This window comes from Candidatus Vesicomyosocius sp. SY067_SCS001 (assembly GCF_014706615.1).
Taxonomy (GTDB): Bacteria; Pseudomonadota; Gammaproteobacteria; order PS1; family Pseudothioglobaceae; genus Ruthia.
On the sequence record NZ_CP054877.1, the window covers coordinates 329,310 to 347,085 of the forward strand.

Annotated in this window: 14 protein-coding genes; 6 read left to right on the top strand and 8 right to left on the bottom strand. The window is 31.1% G+C overall.

Annotated elements, in window-relative coordinates:
- Positions 1-434: 434 nt before the first annotated feature.
- Positions 435-1,064 (bottom strand): site-2 protease family protein, encoded by a 630-nt coding sequence (locus tag HUW60_RS01635; protein ID WP_190600705.1) that lies wholly within the window; start codon positions 1,062-1,064, stop codon positions 435-437.
- A 33-nt stretch (positions 1,065-1,097) separates the two neighbouring features.
- Here HUW60_RS01635 and HUW60_RS01640 point away from each other — a divergent pair, with 33 nt between their 5' ends.
- Together HUW60_RS01640 and asd are read left to right on the top strand one after the other, a co-directional pair.
- On the top strand, positions 1,098-2,780 hold the full coding sequence (locus HUW60_RS01640; protein WP_190600706.1) for a proline--tRNA ligase: 1,683 nt from the start codon (positions 1,098-1,100) through the stop codon (positions 2,778-2,780).
- A gap of 5 nt (positions 2,781-2,785) precedes the next feature.
- Positions 2,786-3,598 carry an archaetidylserine decarboxylase gene (gene asd / locus HUW60_RS01645; protein WP_190600707.1) on the top strand — a complete coding sequence of 271 codons (813 nt, stop codon included), beginning with the start codon at positions 2,786-2,788 and terminating at the stop codon, positions 3,596-3,598.
- Here the strand turns inward: asd and HUW60_RS01650 are convergent.
- From HUW60_RS01650 to ppa, 7 genes are all read right to left on the bottom strand, one after another.
- Entirely contained in the window at positions 3,573-4,832 is a 1,260-nt protein-coding gene (locus HUW60_RS01650) for an HlyC/CorC family transporter (RefSeq protein WP_190600708.1), read from the bottom strand. The two genes, asd and HUW60_RS01650, sit on opposite strands and share 26 nt — an antisense overlap.
- A 37-nt stretch (positions 4,833-4,869) precedes the next feature.
- Complete coding sequence (gene eno / locus HUW60_RS01655) at positions 4,870-6,156, bottom strand: phosphopyruvate hydratase (RefSeq protein WP_190600709.1); 1,287 nt, start codon at positions 6,154-6,156, stop codon at positions 4,870-4,872.
- A 702-nt stretch (positions 6,157-6,858) separates the two neighbouring features.
- Complete coding sequence (gene dnaJ / locus HUW60_RS01660) at positions 6,859-7,956, bottom strand: molecular chaperone DnaJ (protein WP_190600710.1); 1,098 nt, start codon at positions 7,954-7,956, stop codon at positions 6,859-6,861.
- 71 nt (positions 7,957-8,027) lie between these two features.
- Complete coding sequence (gene dnaK, locus HUW60_RS01665; protein WP_190600711.1) at positions 8,028-9,932, bottom strand: molecular chaperone DnaK; 1,905 nt, start codon at positions 9,930-9,932, stop codon at positions 8,028-8,030.
- 76 nt (positions 9,933-10,008) lie between these two features.
- Positions 10,009-10,485 (bottom strand): pantetheine-phosphate adenylyltransferase, encoded by a 477-nt coding sequence (gene coaD, locus HUW60_RS01670; protein ID WP_190600712.1) that lies wholly within the window; start codon positions 10,483-10,485, stop codon positions 10,009-10,011.
- Positions 10,486-10,509: 24 nt separating this feature from the next.
- Positions 10,510-11,136 (bottom strand): 16S rRNA (guanine(966)-N(2))-methyltransferase RsmD, encoded by a 627-nt coding sequence (gene rsmD / locus HUW60_RS01675; RefSeq protein ID WP_238924511.1) that lies wholly within the window; start codon positions 11,134-11,136, stop codon positions 10,510-10,512.
- Positions 11,069-11,599 carry an inorganic diphosphatase gene (gene ppa, locus HUW60_RS01680; RefSeq protein ID WP_190600714.1) on the bottom strand — a complete coding sequence of 177 codons (531 nt, stop codon included), beginning with the start codon at positions 11,597-11,599 and terminating at the stop codon, positions 11,069-11,071. The genes rsmD and ppa overlap by 68 nt, the downstream gene beginning before the upstream one ends.
- A gap of 573 nt (positions 11,600-12,172) precedes the next feature.
- On the opposite strand from ppa, the gene HUW60_RS01685 reads away from it, so the two are divergent.
- Genes HUW60_RS01685 through HUW60_RS01700 form a run of 4 tightly spaced genes read left to right on the top strand, consistent with a single transcriptional unit; the run spans position 12,173 to position 17,768 of the window.
- Positions 12,173-14,335 carry a sensor histidine kinase gene (locus tag HUW60_RS01685; protein WP_190600715.1) on the top strand — a complete coding sequence of 721 codons (2,163 nt, stop codon included), beginning with the start codon at positions 12,173-12,175 and terminating at the stop codon, positions 14,333-14,335.
- A gap of 16 nt (positions 14,336-14,351) precedes the next feature.
- Positions 14,352-14,927 (top strand): response regulator, encoded by a 576-nt coding sequence (locus HUW60_RS01690; RefSeq protein WP_190600716.1) that lies wholly within the window; start codon positions 14,352-14,354, stop codon positions 14,925-14,927.
- Positions 14,928-14,933: 6 nt separating this feature from the next.
- Complete coding sequence (gene trkA, locus HUW60_RS01695) at positions 14,934-16,307, top strand: Trk system potassium transporter TrkA (RefSeq protein ID WP_190600717.1); 1,374 nt, start codon at positions 14,934-14,936, stop codon at positions 16,305-16,307.
- 12 nt (positions 16,308-16,319) lie between these two features.
- Positions 16,320-17,768, top strand: a complete 1,449-nt coding sequence (locus HUW60_RS01700) for a TrkH family potassium uptake protein (protein ID WP_190600718.1) — start codon at positions 16,320-16,322, stop codon at positions 17,766-17,768.
- Positions 17,769-17,776: the final 8 nt, after the last annotated feature.

Consider the following 17,776-nt stretch of genomic DNA (forward strand, 5'->3'; position numbering starts at 1 on the left):
ATTATTTGTTGTGTGTGGTTAAATTCTTCAAATAAGGTAAATGTAATTGGCTAATTTTATGATTTGAGTATTATTAGTTCATCTAAAATGAAGACATTAATATGTTGATTTTTAATGAATTGGCACAAGAAATGGCAATGATTATTTCTCATTATCCTGGTTAATTTTTTTAGAAGTTTACAACTTATAGTTTGTTAGTTGAGTTATATTTTGAATTGATTAAGAGAAATTTAGTTTGTGTGAAAAGATAAGCAAGATAATGTAATAATTACACAATTTCTTATGTAATTATTAATTCGTAAGTCAGAAGATGCTGATATATAAATTTTATTTGATTTGTTAAGTAATCTTTTTGAAATTCGATAAGGTATGGAGTCTTATACTTATGGAGTACCATATTGGTTATAAATGTGTTGAAGTAAGTTTGTTTTTTATTAAATGAGACCAGTTATATTAAACATAAATTGTTGAATAATTTTCACAACAGGAAAGACAATCCATTGAAATATACCTAAGAATAATAATCCTAATAAAATATATAAACCATAAGGTTCTAACTGATTGTATTGATAAGATAATTTTCTTGGTAGTAATGAGCTTATTACACGAGCTCCGTCGAGTGGCGGTAATGGCAATAGATTAAACACTGCTAATATCAAGTTAATTTGAATGCCCACTTGCCCCATTTCAATTAGAATTTGAGAGTTAATTGTGATTGCTAGTAAAATTATCATTAGCCATATAATTGCCATGATTAAATTTGACACAGGTCCAGCAATTGCTACCCAAAGCATGTCTTTTTTGGGTGATCTAAGTGCATTAAAATTAATAGGTACAGGTTTAGCCCAACCAAAAATAAATCCTGAAGTAACATATAAAAAAGCAGGTATTAAAATAGTACCAATTAGGGATACATGTTTGATAGGATTAAGCGTTAGTCTGCCCATTATTTTAGCGCTATGATCCCCTAGTCTTGAGGCAATCCAACCATGCGCCGTTTCATGTACAGTAATTGCAAATAGTATTGGAATTGCCCAAATTAAAAGTGTTTGAATATCGATCATATGTAAAATTGAATGTTTTTCTCGTCATTATAGATGAAAACAACGAAGCTTTTAATCCCGACTCAAAAAGAAGTGCCTAATGATGCAAAAATTATATCGCATCAATTAATGATTCGTGCAGGACTTATTTCTAAATTAGCATTGGGCTTGTATTCATATTTACCAATAGGGATAAGAGTATTACAAAAAGTTGAGAATGTTATTCGACAAGAAATGAATAAATCAGGTGCTCAAGAGATATTAATGCCAATTGTGCAACCAGCAGAGCTTTGGCAAGAATCTGGTAGGTGGGATAAATATGGTGCTGAATTATTTCGTTTTACCGATCGTCACCAACGTGAATTTTGTTTGGGACCAACACACGAAGAAGTGATTACGCATTTGGCAATGCAATATTTGCGTAGTTATAAGCAATTTCCAATGAATTTTTATCAAATTCAAACTAAATTTAGAGATGAAATTCGTCCTCGTTTTGGAGTAATTCGTATGCGTGAATTTATCATGAAAGATGCGTATTCATTTCATCTTGACGAGGCCTCTTTACAAGAAACTTATGAGGTTATGTATAAAGCTTATTGTAATATTTTTGATCGGTTAGGCCTTGATTATCGTACAGTTTTGGCAGATTCTGGCTCAATTGGGGGGAATATTTCACATGAATTTCATGTATTGGCAGACAGCGGAGAGGATACTATTTGTTTTTCAGATGAGTCAGATTATGCAGCTAATATTGAAAAAGTAACTTTTTCTAAACAAGAAAAAACTTGTCAGTCTACAATGATTGAATCAAAAGTTCTAACTAAGGAAAAAACTAGTATTGAAGATGTTTCTAAGTTTTTGAATGTTAAAGAGGTAAATTGCGTTAAAATTTTGATTATTAAAACTAAAGATGGCTTTAAGGCCTTAGCGTTACGTGGTGATCATGAGTTAAATGAAATTAAGATACATAATTTATTTGGTGATTTTGAATTTTCAACAAATAATGAAATTAAGAATTTAGGCTTAAAGAAAGGCTTTATAGGTATTAATAATTTAGATATTGATTTGATTGTTGATTATTCAGCTAGTGTGTTGTGTGATTTTGTTTGTGGTGCAAACGAGTGTGATTATCATCTAATAGGTGCTAATTGGCAAGGTATTAAATTTATTAATGCTGATTTACGTAATGCTGTAGATGGGGATTATTCTCCAGATGGAAAAGGAAAGTTGATGATTAAGCGTGGTATTGAGGTAGGACATATTTTCCAGCTAGGTACTAAGTATTCTAGTGTTATGAAAGCTAATGTTATTGGTAAATCTGGTAAAGCAGTCACAACCACAATGGGATGTTATGGTATTGGTGTAACTCGTATTATTGCAGCTTTTATTGAACAAAATCATGACGATAAAGGGATTGTTTTCTCTCAAGCGATTGCACCTTTTCAAATTGTTATTGTACCGATTAATTATAATAAATCTACTCGTGTAAAAGCCTTGGCTGATAAGCTTTATCAGCAGTTTATTAAGGCAAGTATTGATGTTTTGTTGGATGATAGAAAAGAGCATGTTGGTATTATGTTTGCTGATTCTGAATTACTTGGTATCCCACACAGAATGGTGATTAGTGATACTCATGCTGACAATGGAAATGTGGAATATAAAGCTAGAAATAAGATAAATAAAATAGAAGTAAAATTTGATGATGCTTTGTCATTTATTCAATCTAAGATGATGTAAAAATTATGATTTGGTGGCAATATGTTATTCCTCAGCATTGGCTATCAAAGTTAATGTTTTATTTTGCACGCATTAAAAATAGTTGGTTCAAAAATAGCTTTATTACTTGGTTTGTTAAGTATTATCAGGTCAATCTATCCGAAGCAGTACGTGAAAATATTAAAGATTATCAGAGTTTTAATGATTTTTTTACCAGAGAATTAAAACCAGATGCTAGAAAGATTGCTGAAAGTTTGATTATTTGCCCTGTTGATGGTAGAGTATCGAAGGTTGGAAATATTAATAACACTCAGATTATCCAGGCTAAAAATCATAGATATAATGTTGAACAATTATTGTGTAATGATATTAGAAGTGTTGAGTTTAAAGTAGGATTTTTTGCTACTATTTATTTATCTCCTAAAGACTATCATCGTATTCATATGCCTTATGATGGCAAATTAATTTCAATGAGCTATATTTTAGGTGATTTGTTTTCAGTGAATCAAGTTACTACTGAAAATATAGATGGATTATTCGCTAGGAATGAACGTGTTGTATGTTATTTTGAGACTAAATTTGGTTTGTGTGCATTTATTTTAGTAGGTGCTATTTTTGTAGGTTCAATGGAAACTGTTTGGCATGGTCAAATTAATCCACCTTTCCAAAAACGGATACAGCATTTTTCTTATTTAAATCAAGCTATTGAACTTAAAAAAGGCGAAGAAATGGGTCGGTTTAATATGGGTTCAACTGTAATTATGTTGATGTCAAACCAAATTAATAAATTTATTTTAAAAGAAACTGAAATAGTTAAAATGGGACAGGCTCTAATTTAGTTATTTTAACTAATTTAATAGTTTGGTTAGAAATTTGTATAATTTCAATTAGTATGTTGTTAATTTTTAAACTAACATCACGTTTTGGAATGCTTTGTAATGTTTCTAAAATTAAGCCATTTAAGGTTTTTGCGTTAGTAACGGATAAGTTTAATCGTAATAAATTATTTAACTCTCGTATATTAATTCTAGGATCAACTAAGTAACTACCATCTTTCTGTTTGGTAATTTCATCAATACTCTCATTTTGGTTTGAAGTGAACTGTCCTACAATTTCTTCTAAAATATCTTCCAATACGATCATGCCACGTACCTCTCCATATTCATCTACAATTAAACCTAGTCGTCTTTTTTGTTGTTGAAAATGTGCCAATTGTTGAGCAAGGCTAGTCCCTTCTGGTACAAAATAAGGCTTGTGAATCAATGCTAACGCATTGTCAATACTGAATTTGCCCTTAGCATATAGATTTACAATATCGCGCATATGCAATACACCAGTAATATTGTCACTTGATGTGTCGTAAGTGATAAGCCTAGTATGTTGTATACGTTGTAATTGTTTTAAAATTTTATCAGGTTTGTTAATATCAATACTAATTAACTCGTGTCTAGGAATCATAATATCTTCGACTTTAACTTTTTCTAGGTCAATAATATTTAGTAACATTTTTTGATAATTAGAAGCAATAACAGGTTTAGCATCGCTAACCACCATTTTTAACTCTTCTGAGCTAACAAGATTATTGTTTGTTTCACTTTGTATACTAAATATTGTCAATATTATTTTGGATAATTGAGCAATTATCCAAACAAAAGGTTTAAATATTTTGATTAACGACTCAATGATAATGGAAACTGGTAAAGCAATTTTTTCAGGGTTTTTAGCGGCAAATGTTTTTGGTGTTGTTTCTGCAAAAACTAAGATAATAAAAGTTAATGTTAAAGAGGTTAATACAATTGAGCCTTCGCCCCATAGTTTAATGGCTAGTATTGTAGTAATACTAGAGGCAAAAATATTAACTAAGTTATTTCCTAATAGGATTGTTCCAATTAGACTGTCTAAGTTATTAAGTAAATGTTCGGTACGTTTTGCGTTTTTATTGTTTCTACTTAAGACTTTAAGTCGATAGCGATTAATTGCCATCATTGATGTTTCAGTACTAGAGAAAAATGCAGAACTTAGTATCAATCCAAAAAGTATAATACTAAGCCAAAAAGTTGAGAGTGATTCCAATCCAATTGTACTAATTTGCTATATTAAAATAACAAGTTTAATTTAAATGATTAAAAGCATTTAGTCCTGGATAAACTGCTTGTGTTCCTAATTCTTCTTCAATACGAAGAAGTCGGTTGTATTTTGCTAACCGATCTGAGCGAGAAAGAGAGCCAGTTTTGATTTGACTACAAGTATAAGCTACTGCTAAGTCAGCAATGGTGGTATCCTCAGTTTCACCAGATCTGTGTGACATAACTGAGGTGTAGCGAGCATTCATTGCTACTTTTATGGTTGCAAATGTTTCAGTTAGTGTGCCAATCTGATTTACTTTAATTAAAATAGAATTGGCAATATTTCTCTCAATACCTTGTTTTAAGATCTTACTATTGGTTACATATAAGTCATCACCAACTAATTGAACTTTATCACCGAGTTTCTTAGTTAATAAGTCCCAGCCATTCCAATCATTTTCATCCATACCGTCTTCAATTGAAATAATTGGATAGTTTTCTACCCATTTTGCTAAATAATTAACAAATTCTTCAGAGTTGAATGATTTATTTTCAGATATTAGATTGTAAGTTTTGTTATTATTATCATAAAATTCTGAACTTGCTGCATCAATACCGATAAAAATATCTTTACCTGATTTATATCCTGCATTATTAATTGCTTTTAAAATAATTTTAATAGCATCTTCATTTGAAGCTAAATTAGGGGCGAAACCACCTTCATCACCTACAGTGGTACTCATGCCTTTAATTTCTAATATTGATTTTAAATGGTGGAACACCTCAATACCATAGCGTAGTGCTTCCTTAAAACTTGGTGCACCTACAGGAATAATCATAAATTCCTGGATATCAATATTATTATTAGCATGTTCTCCACCATTAATAATATTCATCATAGGCACAGGAAGTTTGTAGTTTACTACTTGGTTTAGTGATGCATATAATGGTTTATGTTGTCTATTAGCGTTAGCATGAGCTGCTGCTAATGAAACCGATAAAATGGTATTTGCACCTAATCTTGATTTGGTTTTAGTGCCATCTAAATCAATCATTGCCTGGTCAATCTTGCTTAAATTATCAATATCAAAACCAATTAAGGTATCACAAATCTCTGTATTGACAAATTTAACAGCTTTTAAAACTCCTTTACCTAGGTAACGTGATTTATCTTCATCACGTAATTCTAGTGCTTCTTTTTGACCCGTTGATGCTCCAGATGGAACCATTGCACTACCGATTGTACCGTCATTAAGAATAACATCCGCTTCAACGGTTGGATTGCCTCTAGAATCGATAACTTCTCTTGCTCTAATTTGTTTAATTTCCATAGTTTATGTGTATTAAAATAATTGGTTATATGGTTATATGATTATATGGTTATATGGTTATATGTTTATAAGTGTGTTTAATTTCATTCAAAATAATTGATTTTTAATGCTAGTAACTTAGGCATTGTTTATATTATATAATTTTAAAGTATTCTCCTGTTATTTGACTTTAGTATTTTTATAATTAGGTTAATTTTCCTTTTATTATTTATTTTGGAACTAGACAACTTATTAGTGAATTTTACCAAAATAAAAACTTATATTGATAAGTGCAGTTAAATATTTATTTAAACTCGTTAGCAATAGATTAAGGTTTTTTAGTAAATAAATTTAAGAATACTTTGGATGCCTTTTTAATTAGCTACAGTAAAAACTTACAGATATGAAGGTCATAAATGTATTATACATTTATGAGTGATTATACAGTATTAAGGTAATAAGAACTTAATATGGTAAAAAATTAAAGAATTCAGTTACTGGCTTTACTTGTAATGTTTAACACGATAGCATTAATAATGGTGATGTAATTATTAGAGTGATTTATAAAAATTTTTCCCAGAAAAATTTTTATAAATTTTACACTGTTGTAAGTTACATTGTAAGTTACAACAAAGTTGGTTATGATATAAATAAAATTTTTTGTATGAAAATGAGTCTATAACAAAGCATTTTTTAAAAAATAAAGAGGTTGAACTATCTAATTTATTCAAAAAATGATTTCATTTTACCAAAGAAAGAGTTTGATTCAGGGTGATGTTTTTTACCACATGAGTTTGAAAATTTTTGTAGTAAGTCTTGTTGTTTTTTGCTAAGATTGATAGGTGTTTCAAGCTTAACTTTACAGATAACATCGCCAGAACCACCATGTTGAAGATGGGTGATTCCTTTATTACGTAATCGAAATAGTTTTCCAGTTTGTGTACCTGCTGGGACTTTTATGTTTAATTTATTGTCAAGTGTAGGGACCTCAACTTGTCCTCCTAATACCGCAGTTGCAAAGTCAATAGGTACTTCGCAATATAAATCACTATCTTGGCGTTCAAAAATAGCGTGTTTTTTAACATGAATTTGTACGTATAAATCACCACTAAGACCACTTCTAACACCCGCCTCACCTTCGCCGCTTAAACGAATTCGATTACCTGTATCTACCCCTGCAGGTATTTTGACAGATAGTGTTTTTTGTTTATGTACTACACCTTTTCCATGGCAATTACTACAAGTTGATTCGATTCTTTGACCTGTACCAGAACAAGTACTACAAGGACGTTGAACGGCAAAAAATCCTTGTTGTATTTGTATTTGTCCTGCACCACCACAAGTTAAGCATGTTTTAACATTAGTGCCAGGTTTTGCACCAGTACCTGAGCAAGTATCGCAAGTTTCATTTTTTGGAATACGAATTTTAACAGTAGTACCTTGTGCTGCCTCTTTTAAATCGATTTCTAAATCATAACGTAAATCTGATCCACGATTATTTGACTGTTGAGAACCACCACCAAAAATATCTCCAAAAATATCTCCAAATCCGCTGCTACTGAATGATGCGCCACTAGTGGCGTTTGCATTACCATTAATACCAGCATGTCCAAATTGATCATATGCTTGACGTTTTTGGGTATCAGATAAAATAGCGTATGCTTTTTGAATTTCTTTAAATTTTTTTTCAGCTAACTCTTTGTTATCTTTAACTCGATCAGGATGGTGTTTCATTGCTAAGCGTTTATAAGCTTTTTTAATTTGCTTAACGTCTGTATTTTTTGCAATACCTAGTATTTCGTAAAAATCTCTTTGTGACATATTTGCCTTATTATTAAAATAACCTTCTTCAAGTGTTGTTTATTAGTGAAGATTTTTAGGTGTTAAATTTTTTATTTATCGTCTTTAACCTCTTCAAAATCAGCATCAACTACATCATCAGCATTTTTCTCTTCTTGAGGAGTGTTTTTAACACCTGCTTTAGTCTGTGTTTTTTCAGCTAATAGTTGTGCTTTTTCACTTAATGTTTTAACTTTAAGATCAATAGCTTCTTTATCATTACCTTTAATGACTTTTTCAAGATCTGTAATAGATGTTTCAATCACTGATTTTTCATCAGTAGAGATCTCATCTTTGAGTTCATTTAAAGTTTGTTTGGTTGAATGTATCAAAGCATCCGCCATGTTCTTGCTGGTTACTAGTTTTTGGAACTTTTGATCCTCATCAGCATGAGCTTCAGCATCTTTAACCATTTTTTCGACTTCTTCATCGCTCAATCCAGATGATGCTTTAATCGTAATTGATTGCTTTTTACCGGTATTCTTATCTTTTGCAGATACATTTAAAATACCATCAGAATCAATATCAAGTGTTACTTCAATTTGAGGCTGACCTTTAGGGGCTGAATTAATCCCTTCTAAGTTAAATTGACCTAATGATTTATTGGCACTTGATACTTCACGTTCACCCTGTAATACATGTACGGTTACAGCAGATTGATTATCAGCTGCTGTCGAGAAAATTTGTGATGCATTAGTAGGAATGGTTGTATTCTTTTCAATTAATTTAGTCATAACTCCACCCATTGTCTCAATACCTAAAGATAATGGTGTTACATCTAGCAATAATACATCTTTAACATCACCACCTAATACGCCTGCTTGAATGGCAGCCCCCATAGCTACTGCTTCATCAGGATTAACATCTTTTTTAGGTTCTTTATCAAAGAAGTTTTGTACCATTTTTGTGACTTTAGGCATACGTGTTTGACCACCTACTAAGATAACTTCGTCAATATCACCTGTAGATAAATCTGCATCTTTAAGTGCAGTTTTACATGGCTCAATAGTACGTTTAAGCAAGTCCTCAACCAATGATTCTAATTTAGCACGAGTGATTTTAATATTAAGATGTTTAGGGCCTGAAGCATCTGCAGTTACGTAAGGTAAATTGACCTCAGTTTGTTCGGAAGAAGATAGCTCAATTTTAGCTTTTTCAGCTGCTTCTTTTAGACGTTGCAGTGCCATAGGATCATTGGTTAGATCAACACCTTGTTCTTTTTTAAACTCATCTACTAAATAGCCAATCATGCGTTGATCAAAATCTTCGCCACCTAAGAAAGTATCACCATTAGTAGAAAGTACTTCAAAGTGTTTTTCACCATCAATATCTTCCATTTCAATAATAGAAACGTCAAATGTACCACCACCTAAGTCATATACAACAACGGTTTTATCACCTTTTACTTTGTCAACACCATAAGCTAAAGCTGCTGCAGTTGGTTCATTGATAATGCGTTTAACATTAAGACCTGCAATCTTACCAGCATCTTTGGTTGCTTGACGTTGTGAGTCGTTAAAGTAAGCAGGAACTGTTATAACTGCTTCGGTTACTTCTTCTCCTAAATAATCTTCAGCAGTCTTTTTCATCTTACCAATGACTTTTGCTGAAATTTCAGGAGCAGCCATTTTTTTGTTTTTAACTTTAACCCAAGCATCACCGTTATCAGCTTTAACAATTTTATAAGGTACGAGATCAATGTCTTTTTGTACAGCATCTTCTTCAAAACGACGACCAATTAAACGCTTAATTGCGTATAGTGTATTTTCAGGATTGGTAACTGCTTGACGTTTTGCTGCTTGACCAACTAGAACCTCTTCAGAATCTTTAGGATAAGCAATAATAGATGGAGTGGTACGATCACCCTCAGAATTTTCAATAATTTTAACGCTTCCACTATCCATAATAGCTACACATGAATTAGTTGTACCTAAGTCAATACCGATAATCTTTGACATTTTTTACTCCTTAAGTTTAATATACGTCCTATATATGGATGGGCGTTTTTTTTTTCAAGGATTAAGGTTAAAAAAATTATAAGCGATGTTTAAGTAGTGTTTTTACTGATGCAGGTACAAAAACATTAATATCGCCTTTTAATGCTATAATTTCTTTTATTAAAGAAGAAGAAACATTAGCGTATTGCTCGGTAGGGGTGATAAATAGAGTTTCAATGTTAGGATTGAGATGTTTATTAATACCTGAGAGTTGATATTCGTATTCAAAATCGCTAATAGTACGTAATCCACGTAAGATTACTTGCGCGTTTTGCAAACTTGCAAAGTCAACTAATAATGTGTCAAAACTTAATATTCTAATATTGTTAATATCTTCAAGTGCAGTAGTGATTGTATCAATTCTATCATTAATACTTAAAAAAGCTTTTTTTTTACTATTTTGAGCAACGCCAATGATAATCTTGTCGAATAATTTACTAGCTCGTTTAATTAAATCAACATGGCCATTAGTAATTGGATCAAATGAGCCTGGATAAATTGCGATTTTTTTCATAATAATGTAAATTTAATCAAAGTTTTATAATAAAGTTATTAAGCAATAGTGTACTTTCCCTGCGTGGTTTTGTTTATTAATTTGAATATTTGTTGATAACCATTTGGCCACTATATTTTCTGAAATTTTAAATTCAGATTCTATATAGATTTTCGTATTTAAGGTAATATAATTACCATTTATAAGCGCTTTTAAGGTTTTTGGTAGATAATTTTTATTAAAAGGAGGGTCTAAAAAAATAAAATCAAAGGTTTGTGTGCTTTTATGGGATAAGAAGTTTAGTGCATCTTGATTAAAAATATTTATTTTATTTGTTTTTAATAGTGCTTTATTTTTCTGTAAATTTTGATATGTGTAGTAGTCTTTTTCAAAGCTAATAACTTGTTTAGCTCCACGTGATAATGCTTCAAAACTTAACGCACCACTACCAGTAAATAAATCCAAATAGGTTTTGTTGTATGACTCGAATTGAATCCAATTAAATAAGGTTTCTCGTATCCTTCCTAATGTGGGTCTTAAAACAGGAGAGTAAGGAAAATTAATTTTTTTACCTCGATATTTACCTGATCCAATTTGGAAAAAATTATTGATAGTAATAGTTAAAAGAAGCTTGAAGCTCTTTTTTGGCTTTAATAGAATTACCCCAACCATCAATTTTCACCCATTTCCCTTCTTCAAGATCTTTGTAGTAAGTAAAGAAATGTTCAATTTGTTTTTTAAGAGTAATGCCTACATCATTAATACATTTAATATCATGATAAGATTTGCATAATTTATCAATAGGCACGGCTAATATTTTTGAATCTTTTCCTGCTTCATCAGTCATATATAAAATTCCAATTGGGCGTGCTTTAATGACACTATCATGAATTAATGGATAAGGTGTAATTACTAAAATATCAGTTGGGTCACCATCATCTGATAATGTTTCTGGTACAAAACCATAATTACAAGGGTAGAACATAGGTGTTGAAATGAAACGATCTACAAACATTGCACCTGTCTCTTTATCAATTTCATACTTAATGGGTGATGAATTTGCTGGAATCTCAATAATAACATTTACTTCATCAGGAATATTACCTGCTGAAACTGGTTTTAAACTATTTTGCATTTTTAAGTTTTTCTTTAATAGTAAGATTAAAGTGCTAGTCTGTTAAGAAAATAACTGATCAGTCACCATGAATAAAAATCAATTAATATTTTGCCATTAGCAATAATTTTATTGTCTATTATTATAATGATTTTATATCAATTTTATTAGTAATATGTGGTTATAAATATCAATGTCAATTTTATTTAGTTGTGAATATTCATATAAAAATGTGTTTAACGTGAATTATATTGATAACTTTTGTTACTATTTTGGCTAATTTTTAATGTAATAATATGGTTTTTAGTATTTCTGAAAATATTTTTTGACGTACTTATTAAGTAATAACCTGAATATTATATTTTATTTTGTTAAAAATTAGTTTTTAACACCTTGCATTGTTTCTTGGTTGCTATTAAAAGAGAATTTATTTAGAATGAAATAAGCTTTCACTATAAACGCACTACAGTAGTGATTTGATAAACTTGGATACATAGATAATAAGTCGAATTATTTGAGTTATTTTTAATGAATAACTTTTGTAGTTGTATGCGATAATTATTTAAGAAAATATGATTGTTTGCACTATTTTGTATGGTCCTTAACCAATATTTGAGTTTAAAAAAGACGCCGCCAGCATGGATTTGGGTGCTTATTTTTTTACTGTCTATTTCTGGCACTTTTTATTTAGGACTCAACCCTGATTTTATTGCACACTGGTGGGGATATTTAGTTGGATTTAATATCATTATGAGTTTGGTTGCTGTTTATTATGTTTATGTAGATGTATTGCGTCTTAAACGTGATGTTAAAGGTGATGTTGTAGGCTCCAAGTTTACTTGGTCATTTGTTAAAATTGTGCCAGTTTTGGTTATTGTGCCAGTCTTATCTTTTTATATGTTTTCATTTCAAACGATTCAAAATAATGTGAAAGATTCAGAGAAAGCTTTTAATGTTTTCAGTCAAAATTTTATTCAACAGGTTAATGGTTTGTATAGTGGTGTGCAAAAAATTAGAGATGAACGTTATACTGAGCAAACAAAAAGATTGTTAACTTTAATTACTTCCTTTGGAAGCTTCCAAAAAGATGTTAAAAATTATGCACAAAGTATGCAAATATTTCTTGATGGTTTGATTGATAAAGGTTGGGCCTGTCAAATTACATTATTAAACGCTCAAGAAGAAATGGTTGCCAAAACAGCAAATGTTACTAATTGTATGGCGATTAAAGAGCAGCCGTTGTTAGGTGCGCAACCACGTATGATTAATGAAGATGAAACTGCAAATGTTATTCAAGTGAAAATGTCAACACGTTATCTCTTCAATGTATCAAGTCAAGATATATTTGTGATTGATGTGGTGTATGCGACTGATCCAGGACTTTTGGGATTTTTGTCTCAAGTTAGAGGATTTGCTAGTGCAGCACAAAATATTAAGTTTGAAATTAACACCTCAATTACTCAAAAACGTTTTATGATTGATTTTTCATCTACAATATTGTTGGCAATACTTAGTGCGATTATGGTGGTTTTTCGTATGATTGAACGGTTGATGAAGCCACTTAATAATTTATCCATTGCTGCTCAAGAAATCGCCAAAGGTAATTATGATGTACGTATTGTTAAACAAGAAGAAAGTGAAGATGTACGTAGTTTACTTGAACAATTTAATACTATGTCTAGACAAATAAAAGCTTCTCGTGAAGACTTAGATACGCATAATTTGTATTTAGAGACAATTCTAAAATATTCTTATGGTGTAATTGCGCTTGATCAGAATAGGAAAATACGTCTTATTAATCCAGTAGTTGGTGCCATGTTAGGCATTAAAGATGAGAAGCTATTTATAGGTAAAAAATGTAATATTATTGTTGAGTGTTGTTCAAATTTAAAACCTTTATTTTCAATGACACAAGATAAATTTAAACAAGGTGAAAGCGAGTGGAGCGAAGAGATTGAAATTACTTTAGTTGATCGACATTTGTTATTATCGTGCCAAGGGGCGGCACTTAAAAATAATAATGAAACTTTGGGTTTTGTGATTATAATTAAGGATATTTCGAAATTAAATAGAGCTCAAAAAAAAGCTGCTTGGGGAGAGGTGGCGAAGCGTATGGCACACGAAATTAAGAATCCATTAACTCCAATTTTATTATCTGCTCAACGTCTTAGGAATCGATTTTTAATGTCTTTAGAAGGTAAAGATTTAGATGTTATTAATAAGACTACAAATACTATTATTCATCAAGTTCAGTCTATGGATGTCATGTTGAGTGCATTTGCTGATTATGCTAATACACCACAGGTTGAAAGAATGCCTTGTAATCTCAATGCATTAATTAACCAATCTATTTCACTTTATGATGACATAAGTAAAATGAATATTGATTTAGACTTGAATAATAATATCCCGCTATTGTTCTTAGATAGTAACAGTATTTCTAGGGTATTGATTAATTTAGTGAAAAATGCTAGTGAAGCTATGATTGACGGACGTGATTTAAACGTTAAAATTATAACAGAGTATTTACCAAAACAGGCTATTGTGCGTTTAAGTATCATAGATAATGGTGATGGTTTTGATAAACATGTGCTTGATAGAGTGTTTGAACCTTATGTTACGACTAAAGCTCAAGGTGGTGGTCTTGGGATGACGATCGTGCAGAATATCATTAAACAACACAAAGCAAAAATATTTGCTAGTAATATTAATCCAAACGGTGCTATGATTACCATTGAATTTGATTGTAAGGGATAAACAAAAAGGAAAAGTTATGGATAATGTATTAGTCATTGGTAGTATTCTTATTATTGATGATGAAAATATTAATGCTGAAACAATGATGGATATATTGGAAGATGTTAATTATCACGTGGTTCTTGCAGCTAATGCTAATCAAGCTAAAACTATTATAAAAGACCAGTCTTTTGACTTGGTCATGATGGATGTTTGGATGCCTGGTCAGGATGGTATGTCATTATTAGAAGAATGGACTCAAGCTGATTTTTCTACACCGATTGTGATGATGTCTGGGCATGCAGAACATCAAGATGTGGTTAAAGCAATTAAATTTGGTGCAGTTGATTTTTTGAAAAAACCATTGCATGATTTTTTGCCATTGATACGTAAAATTCTATCTGAGCAAGTACTAGAAAAATCTAGATATAATGTTAATAACATTGAGTTTAATGTACCTCTTAAAGAGGCAAGAAATATTTTTGAAGTACAGTATTTCAATCATCATTTAAAAGAGAATAATCATAACATTGCTAAGGTTGCAGCATTTGCAGGGTTAGAAAGAACCACTTTATATCGCAAGTTAAAAGATTTAGGCATTGATAAAAAATAAAATAATATGAAAATCTTAATTTTAGGTGCAGGGCAAGTTGGAACAACACTTGCTAAATATTTAGCTTTAGATAATGATAATGATATTTCTATTATTGATAAAGATGAGTCTAATTTATTGAATTTACAACGTCATTTGGACATTAAAACTGTGTGTGGCCATGCCTCGTACCCTAATATTCTAGAAGAGGCAGATATTAAAAATATGGATATGGTTATTGCAGTTACTCATTCTGATGAGGGTAATATGCTGGCTTGCCAGATGGCACATACTTTATATCAAGTCGAGAAGAAAGTTGCACGTGTACGTACTGCTGAATATTTGCATAGAAAAGAGTTATTTTCACCTAATGCTATTCCAATTGATTTTGTTATTACACCTGAAGAGTTGGTGACTAATTATATTAAACGTATGGTTGAGGAACCTGGTGCTGAACAAGTATTTGAGTTTGAAAATGGATTGGTTCAATTGGTTGAAACTAGAGCTTATAAAGGAACTCCAATTGTAGGACATCCGATTAAGGATTTACATGAGCATTTACCAAAAACATGGGTACGAATTGTAAGTTTGTATCGTAATAGTAGGGCAATTCCAGCATCAGGTGAGACGGTCATTCGTGATGGTGATCGAGTTTATTTTATGACTAAAAAAGCTAGTATTTCTAAAGTGATTAAACAATTTAGACGTGAAGATAGAACTTATAAAAATATTATTATTGCAGGTGGTGGACGTATTGGTCTTAATTTAGCAAAGTTTTTAGAAAAAGATCATCGTATTCGTGTTATTGAGATGAATAAGCAGCGTGTTAATGAAATTGCTGATGAGCTTGAAAATACATTAGTGCTTTTAGGGAATGCTTCTGATGAAGAATTATTATTAGAAGAAGGTATTGAAAATACAGATTTATTTTTAGCTTTAACAGATTCTGATGAAATTAATGTTATTGTTTCAATTTTAGCCAAGCGTTTAGGCGCTTATAAAACAGTTGCTTTGGTTAAGCGTAATGTGTATGAAGACTTAGCCGAACAAAGTGAAGATGTGGATATGGTCATATCACCTGATCAAATTACTGTTGGCGGTATTTTGGCACATATTCGTAAAGGTGATACTATGACGGCGTATTCATTACGCCAAGGTAAAGCGGAGGCAATTGAGATAATTGTACATGGCGATAAGTATCATTCAGATGTTGTAGGTAAAACAATTGAACAAATTAATTTACCAAATGGCGTGGTTGTAGGATCAGTTGTTAGAAACCATGAAGTAATTATGGGGTCACGGAGACTGATCATTAAAGAAGGCGATCATGTATTACTAGTATTGACTGATGTGAGTAAAATTCATGAAGTTGAAAAGTTATTTGAAGGGTATTTTGATTAATGATTGTTAAAAATGCAGTTTAGTATTGTTTTTAAAACTGTTGGTTTATTGCTAATGTTGTTTAGTTTAACTCAATTACCACCTATTATTGTTGATTATATTTACGCTCAGAATGAAACCTCATATTTTATAACTGCTTTTTCTTTAACACTATTAAGTGGTTTTGTTTTATGGTTGCCTTTTAAAAATTCAACTAAATATTTCAGAATTCGTGAAGGTGTGTTAGTAGTAGTGAGTTTTTGGTTGGTATTATCTTTATTTGCTACCACACCATTTTTATTATCAACGTCTTTAGAAATGTCCTTTAGTGATGCATTTTTTGAATCTATGTCAGGGCTAACAACTACAGGTGCAACAGTGCTTTCTGGATTAGATGGTTTGCCTAAAGCACTTTTGTATTATCGTCAGCAGTTGCAGTGGCTTGGTGGTATGGGTATTATTGTTTTAGCGGTTGCAATTTTACCAATGTTAGGCGTTGGTGGTATGGAACTTTATCATGCAGAATCAAGCGGCATCTCTAAAGAAAGACTTACGCCAAAACTAACTCAAACAGCTAAAGCATTATGGAAAATTTATATCAGTCTTACTGTTGCTTGTGCATTTAGTTATTACTTTGCAGGTATGGATGTATTTAATGCAATTGGGTATAGTTATTCGACTATTGCTATTGGTGGTTTTTCTACTCATGATGTGTCAATTGGTTATTTTAATTCTTATGCAATTGAATTAGTAGCAATAATATTTATGTTATTAGCAGGTATTAATTTTTCACTGCATTTTCTTGTTTGGCGTAAAAATAATATTTTTATTTATTTGAAAGATTCTGAGTTTAAAACTTATTTGTTAATTTTAGGTATATCAATTATGTTAATATCAAGTTATTTGTTTGATGCAGGTTATTATAAAACCATTGAGGAGTCAATTAGATATGGTGTATTTCAAAGTGTTTCTATGGTAACTACGACAGGGTTTGTTAGTACAGATTTTTCATTATGGCCATTTGTGTTGCCAGTATTTTTAATCTTTGTTAGTTTTATTGGTGCTTGCGCTGGTTCTACTGGAGGCGGCATTAAAGTTGTTAGAATATTGCTAATGTTTAAATTAGCCATGCAGGAAATTAAAAAATTTATACACCCTAATGCACAAATTAATATTAAACTTAATCAAAAAAGTGTTTCTGAGAATACTTTAGTATCGGTTTGGGGATTTCTTTCTTTATATGTGATTGCCTTTGTTATGATTATGTTAATGCTTATGTTTTCTGGCCTTGAACAAGTTAGTGCATTTTCAGCAGCAGCGGCTTCTATTAATAATTTAGGTCCAGGCTTGGGTGATGTTTCTGCTAATTATGGTGGTATTAGCAATGCAGCAAAGTGGATTCTAAGTTTTTCAATGTTGTTAGGACGCTTAGAAGTATTAACCTTAATAGCGTTGTTACACAAATCTTTTTGGCGTTTTTAAATATATAA

Excerpts from the sequence above, each read along its gene's own strand:
- HUW60_RS01635 (WP_190600705.1), bottom strand. The coding sequence starts at position 1,064 with ATGATCGATATTCAAACACTTTTAATTTGGGCAATTCCAATACTATTT.
- HUW60_RS01640 (WP_190600706.1), top strand. The coding sequence starts at position 1,098 with ATGAAAACAACGAAGCTTTTAATCCCGACTCAAAAAGAAGTGCCTAAT.
- asd (WP_190600707.1), top strand. The coding sequence starts at position 2,786 with ATGATTTGGTGGCAATATGTTATTCCTCAGCATTGGCTATCAAAGTTA.
- eno (WP_190600709.1), bottom strand. The coding sequence starts at position 6,156 with ATGGAAATTAAACAAATTAGAGCAAGAGAAGTTATCGATTCTAGAGGC.
- dnaJ (WP_190600710.1), bottom strand. The coding sequence starts at position 7,956 with ATGTCACAAAGAGATTTTTACGAAATACTAGGTATTGCAAAAAATACA.
- dnaK (WP_190600711.1), bottom strand. The coding sequence starts at position 9,932 with ATGTCAAAGATTATCGGTATTGACTTAGGTACAACTAATTCATGTGTA.
- coaD (WP_190600712.1), bottom strand. The coding sequence starts at position 10,485 with ATGAAAAAAATCGCAATTTATCCAGGCTCATTTGATCCAATTACTAAT.
- rsmD (WP_238924511.1), bottom strand. The coding sequence starts at position 11,136 with ATGGTTGGGGTAATTCTATTAAAGCCAAAAAAGAGCTTCAAGCTTCTT.
- ppa (WP_190600714.1), bottom strand. The coding sequence starts at position 11,599 with ATGCAAAATAGTTTAAAACCAGTTTCAGCAGGTAATATTCCTGATGAA.
- HUW60_RS01685 (WP_190600715.1), top strand. The coding sequence starts at position 12,173 with ATGGTCCTTAACCAATATTTGAGTTTAAAAAAGACGCCGCCAGCATGG.
- HUW60_RS01690 (WP_190600716.1), top strand. The coding sequence starts at position 14,352 with ATGGATAATGTATTAGTCATTGGTAGTATTCTTATTATTGATGATGAA.
- trkA (WP_190600717.1), top strand. The coding sequence starts at position 14,934 with ATGAAAATCTTAATTTTAGGTGCAGGGCAAGTTGGAACAACACTTGCT.
- HUW60_RS01700 (WP_190600718.1), top strand. The coding sequence starts at position 16,320 with ATGCAGTTTAGTATTGTTTTTAAAACTGTTGGTTTATTGCTAATGTTG.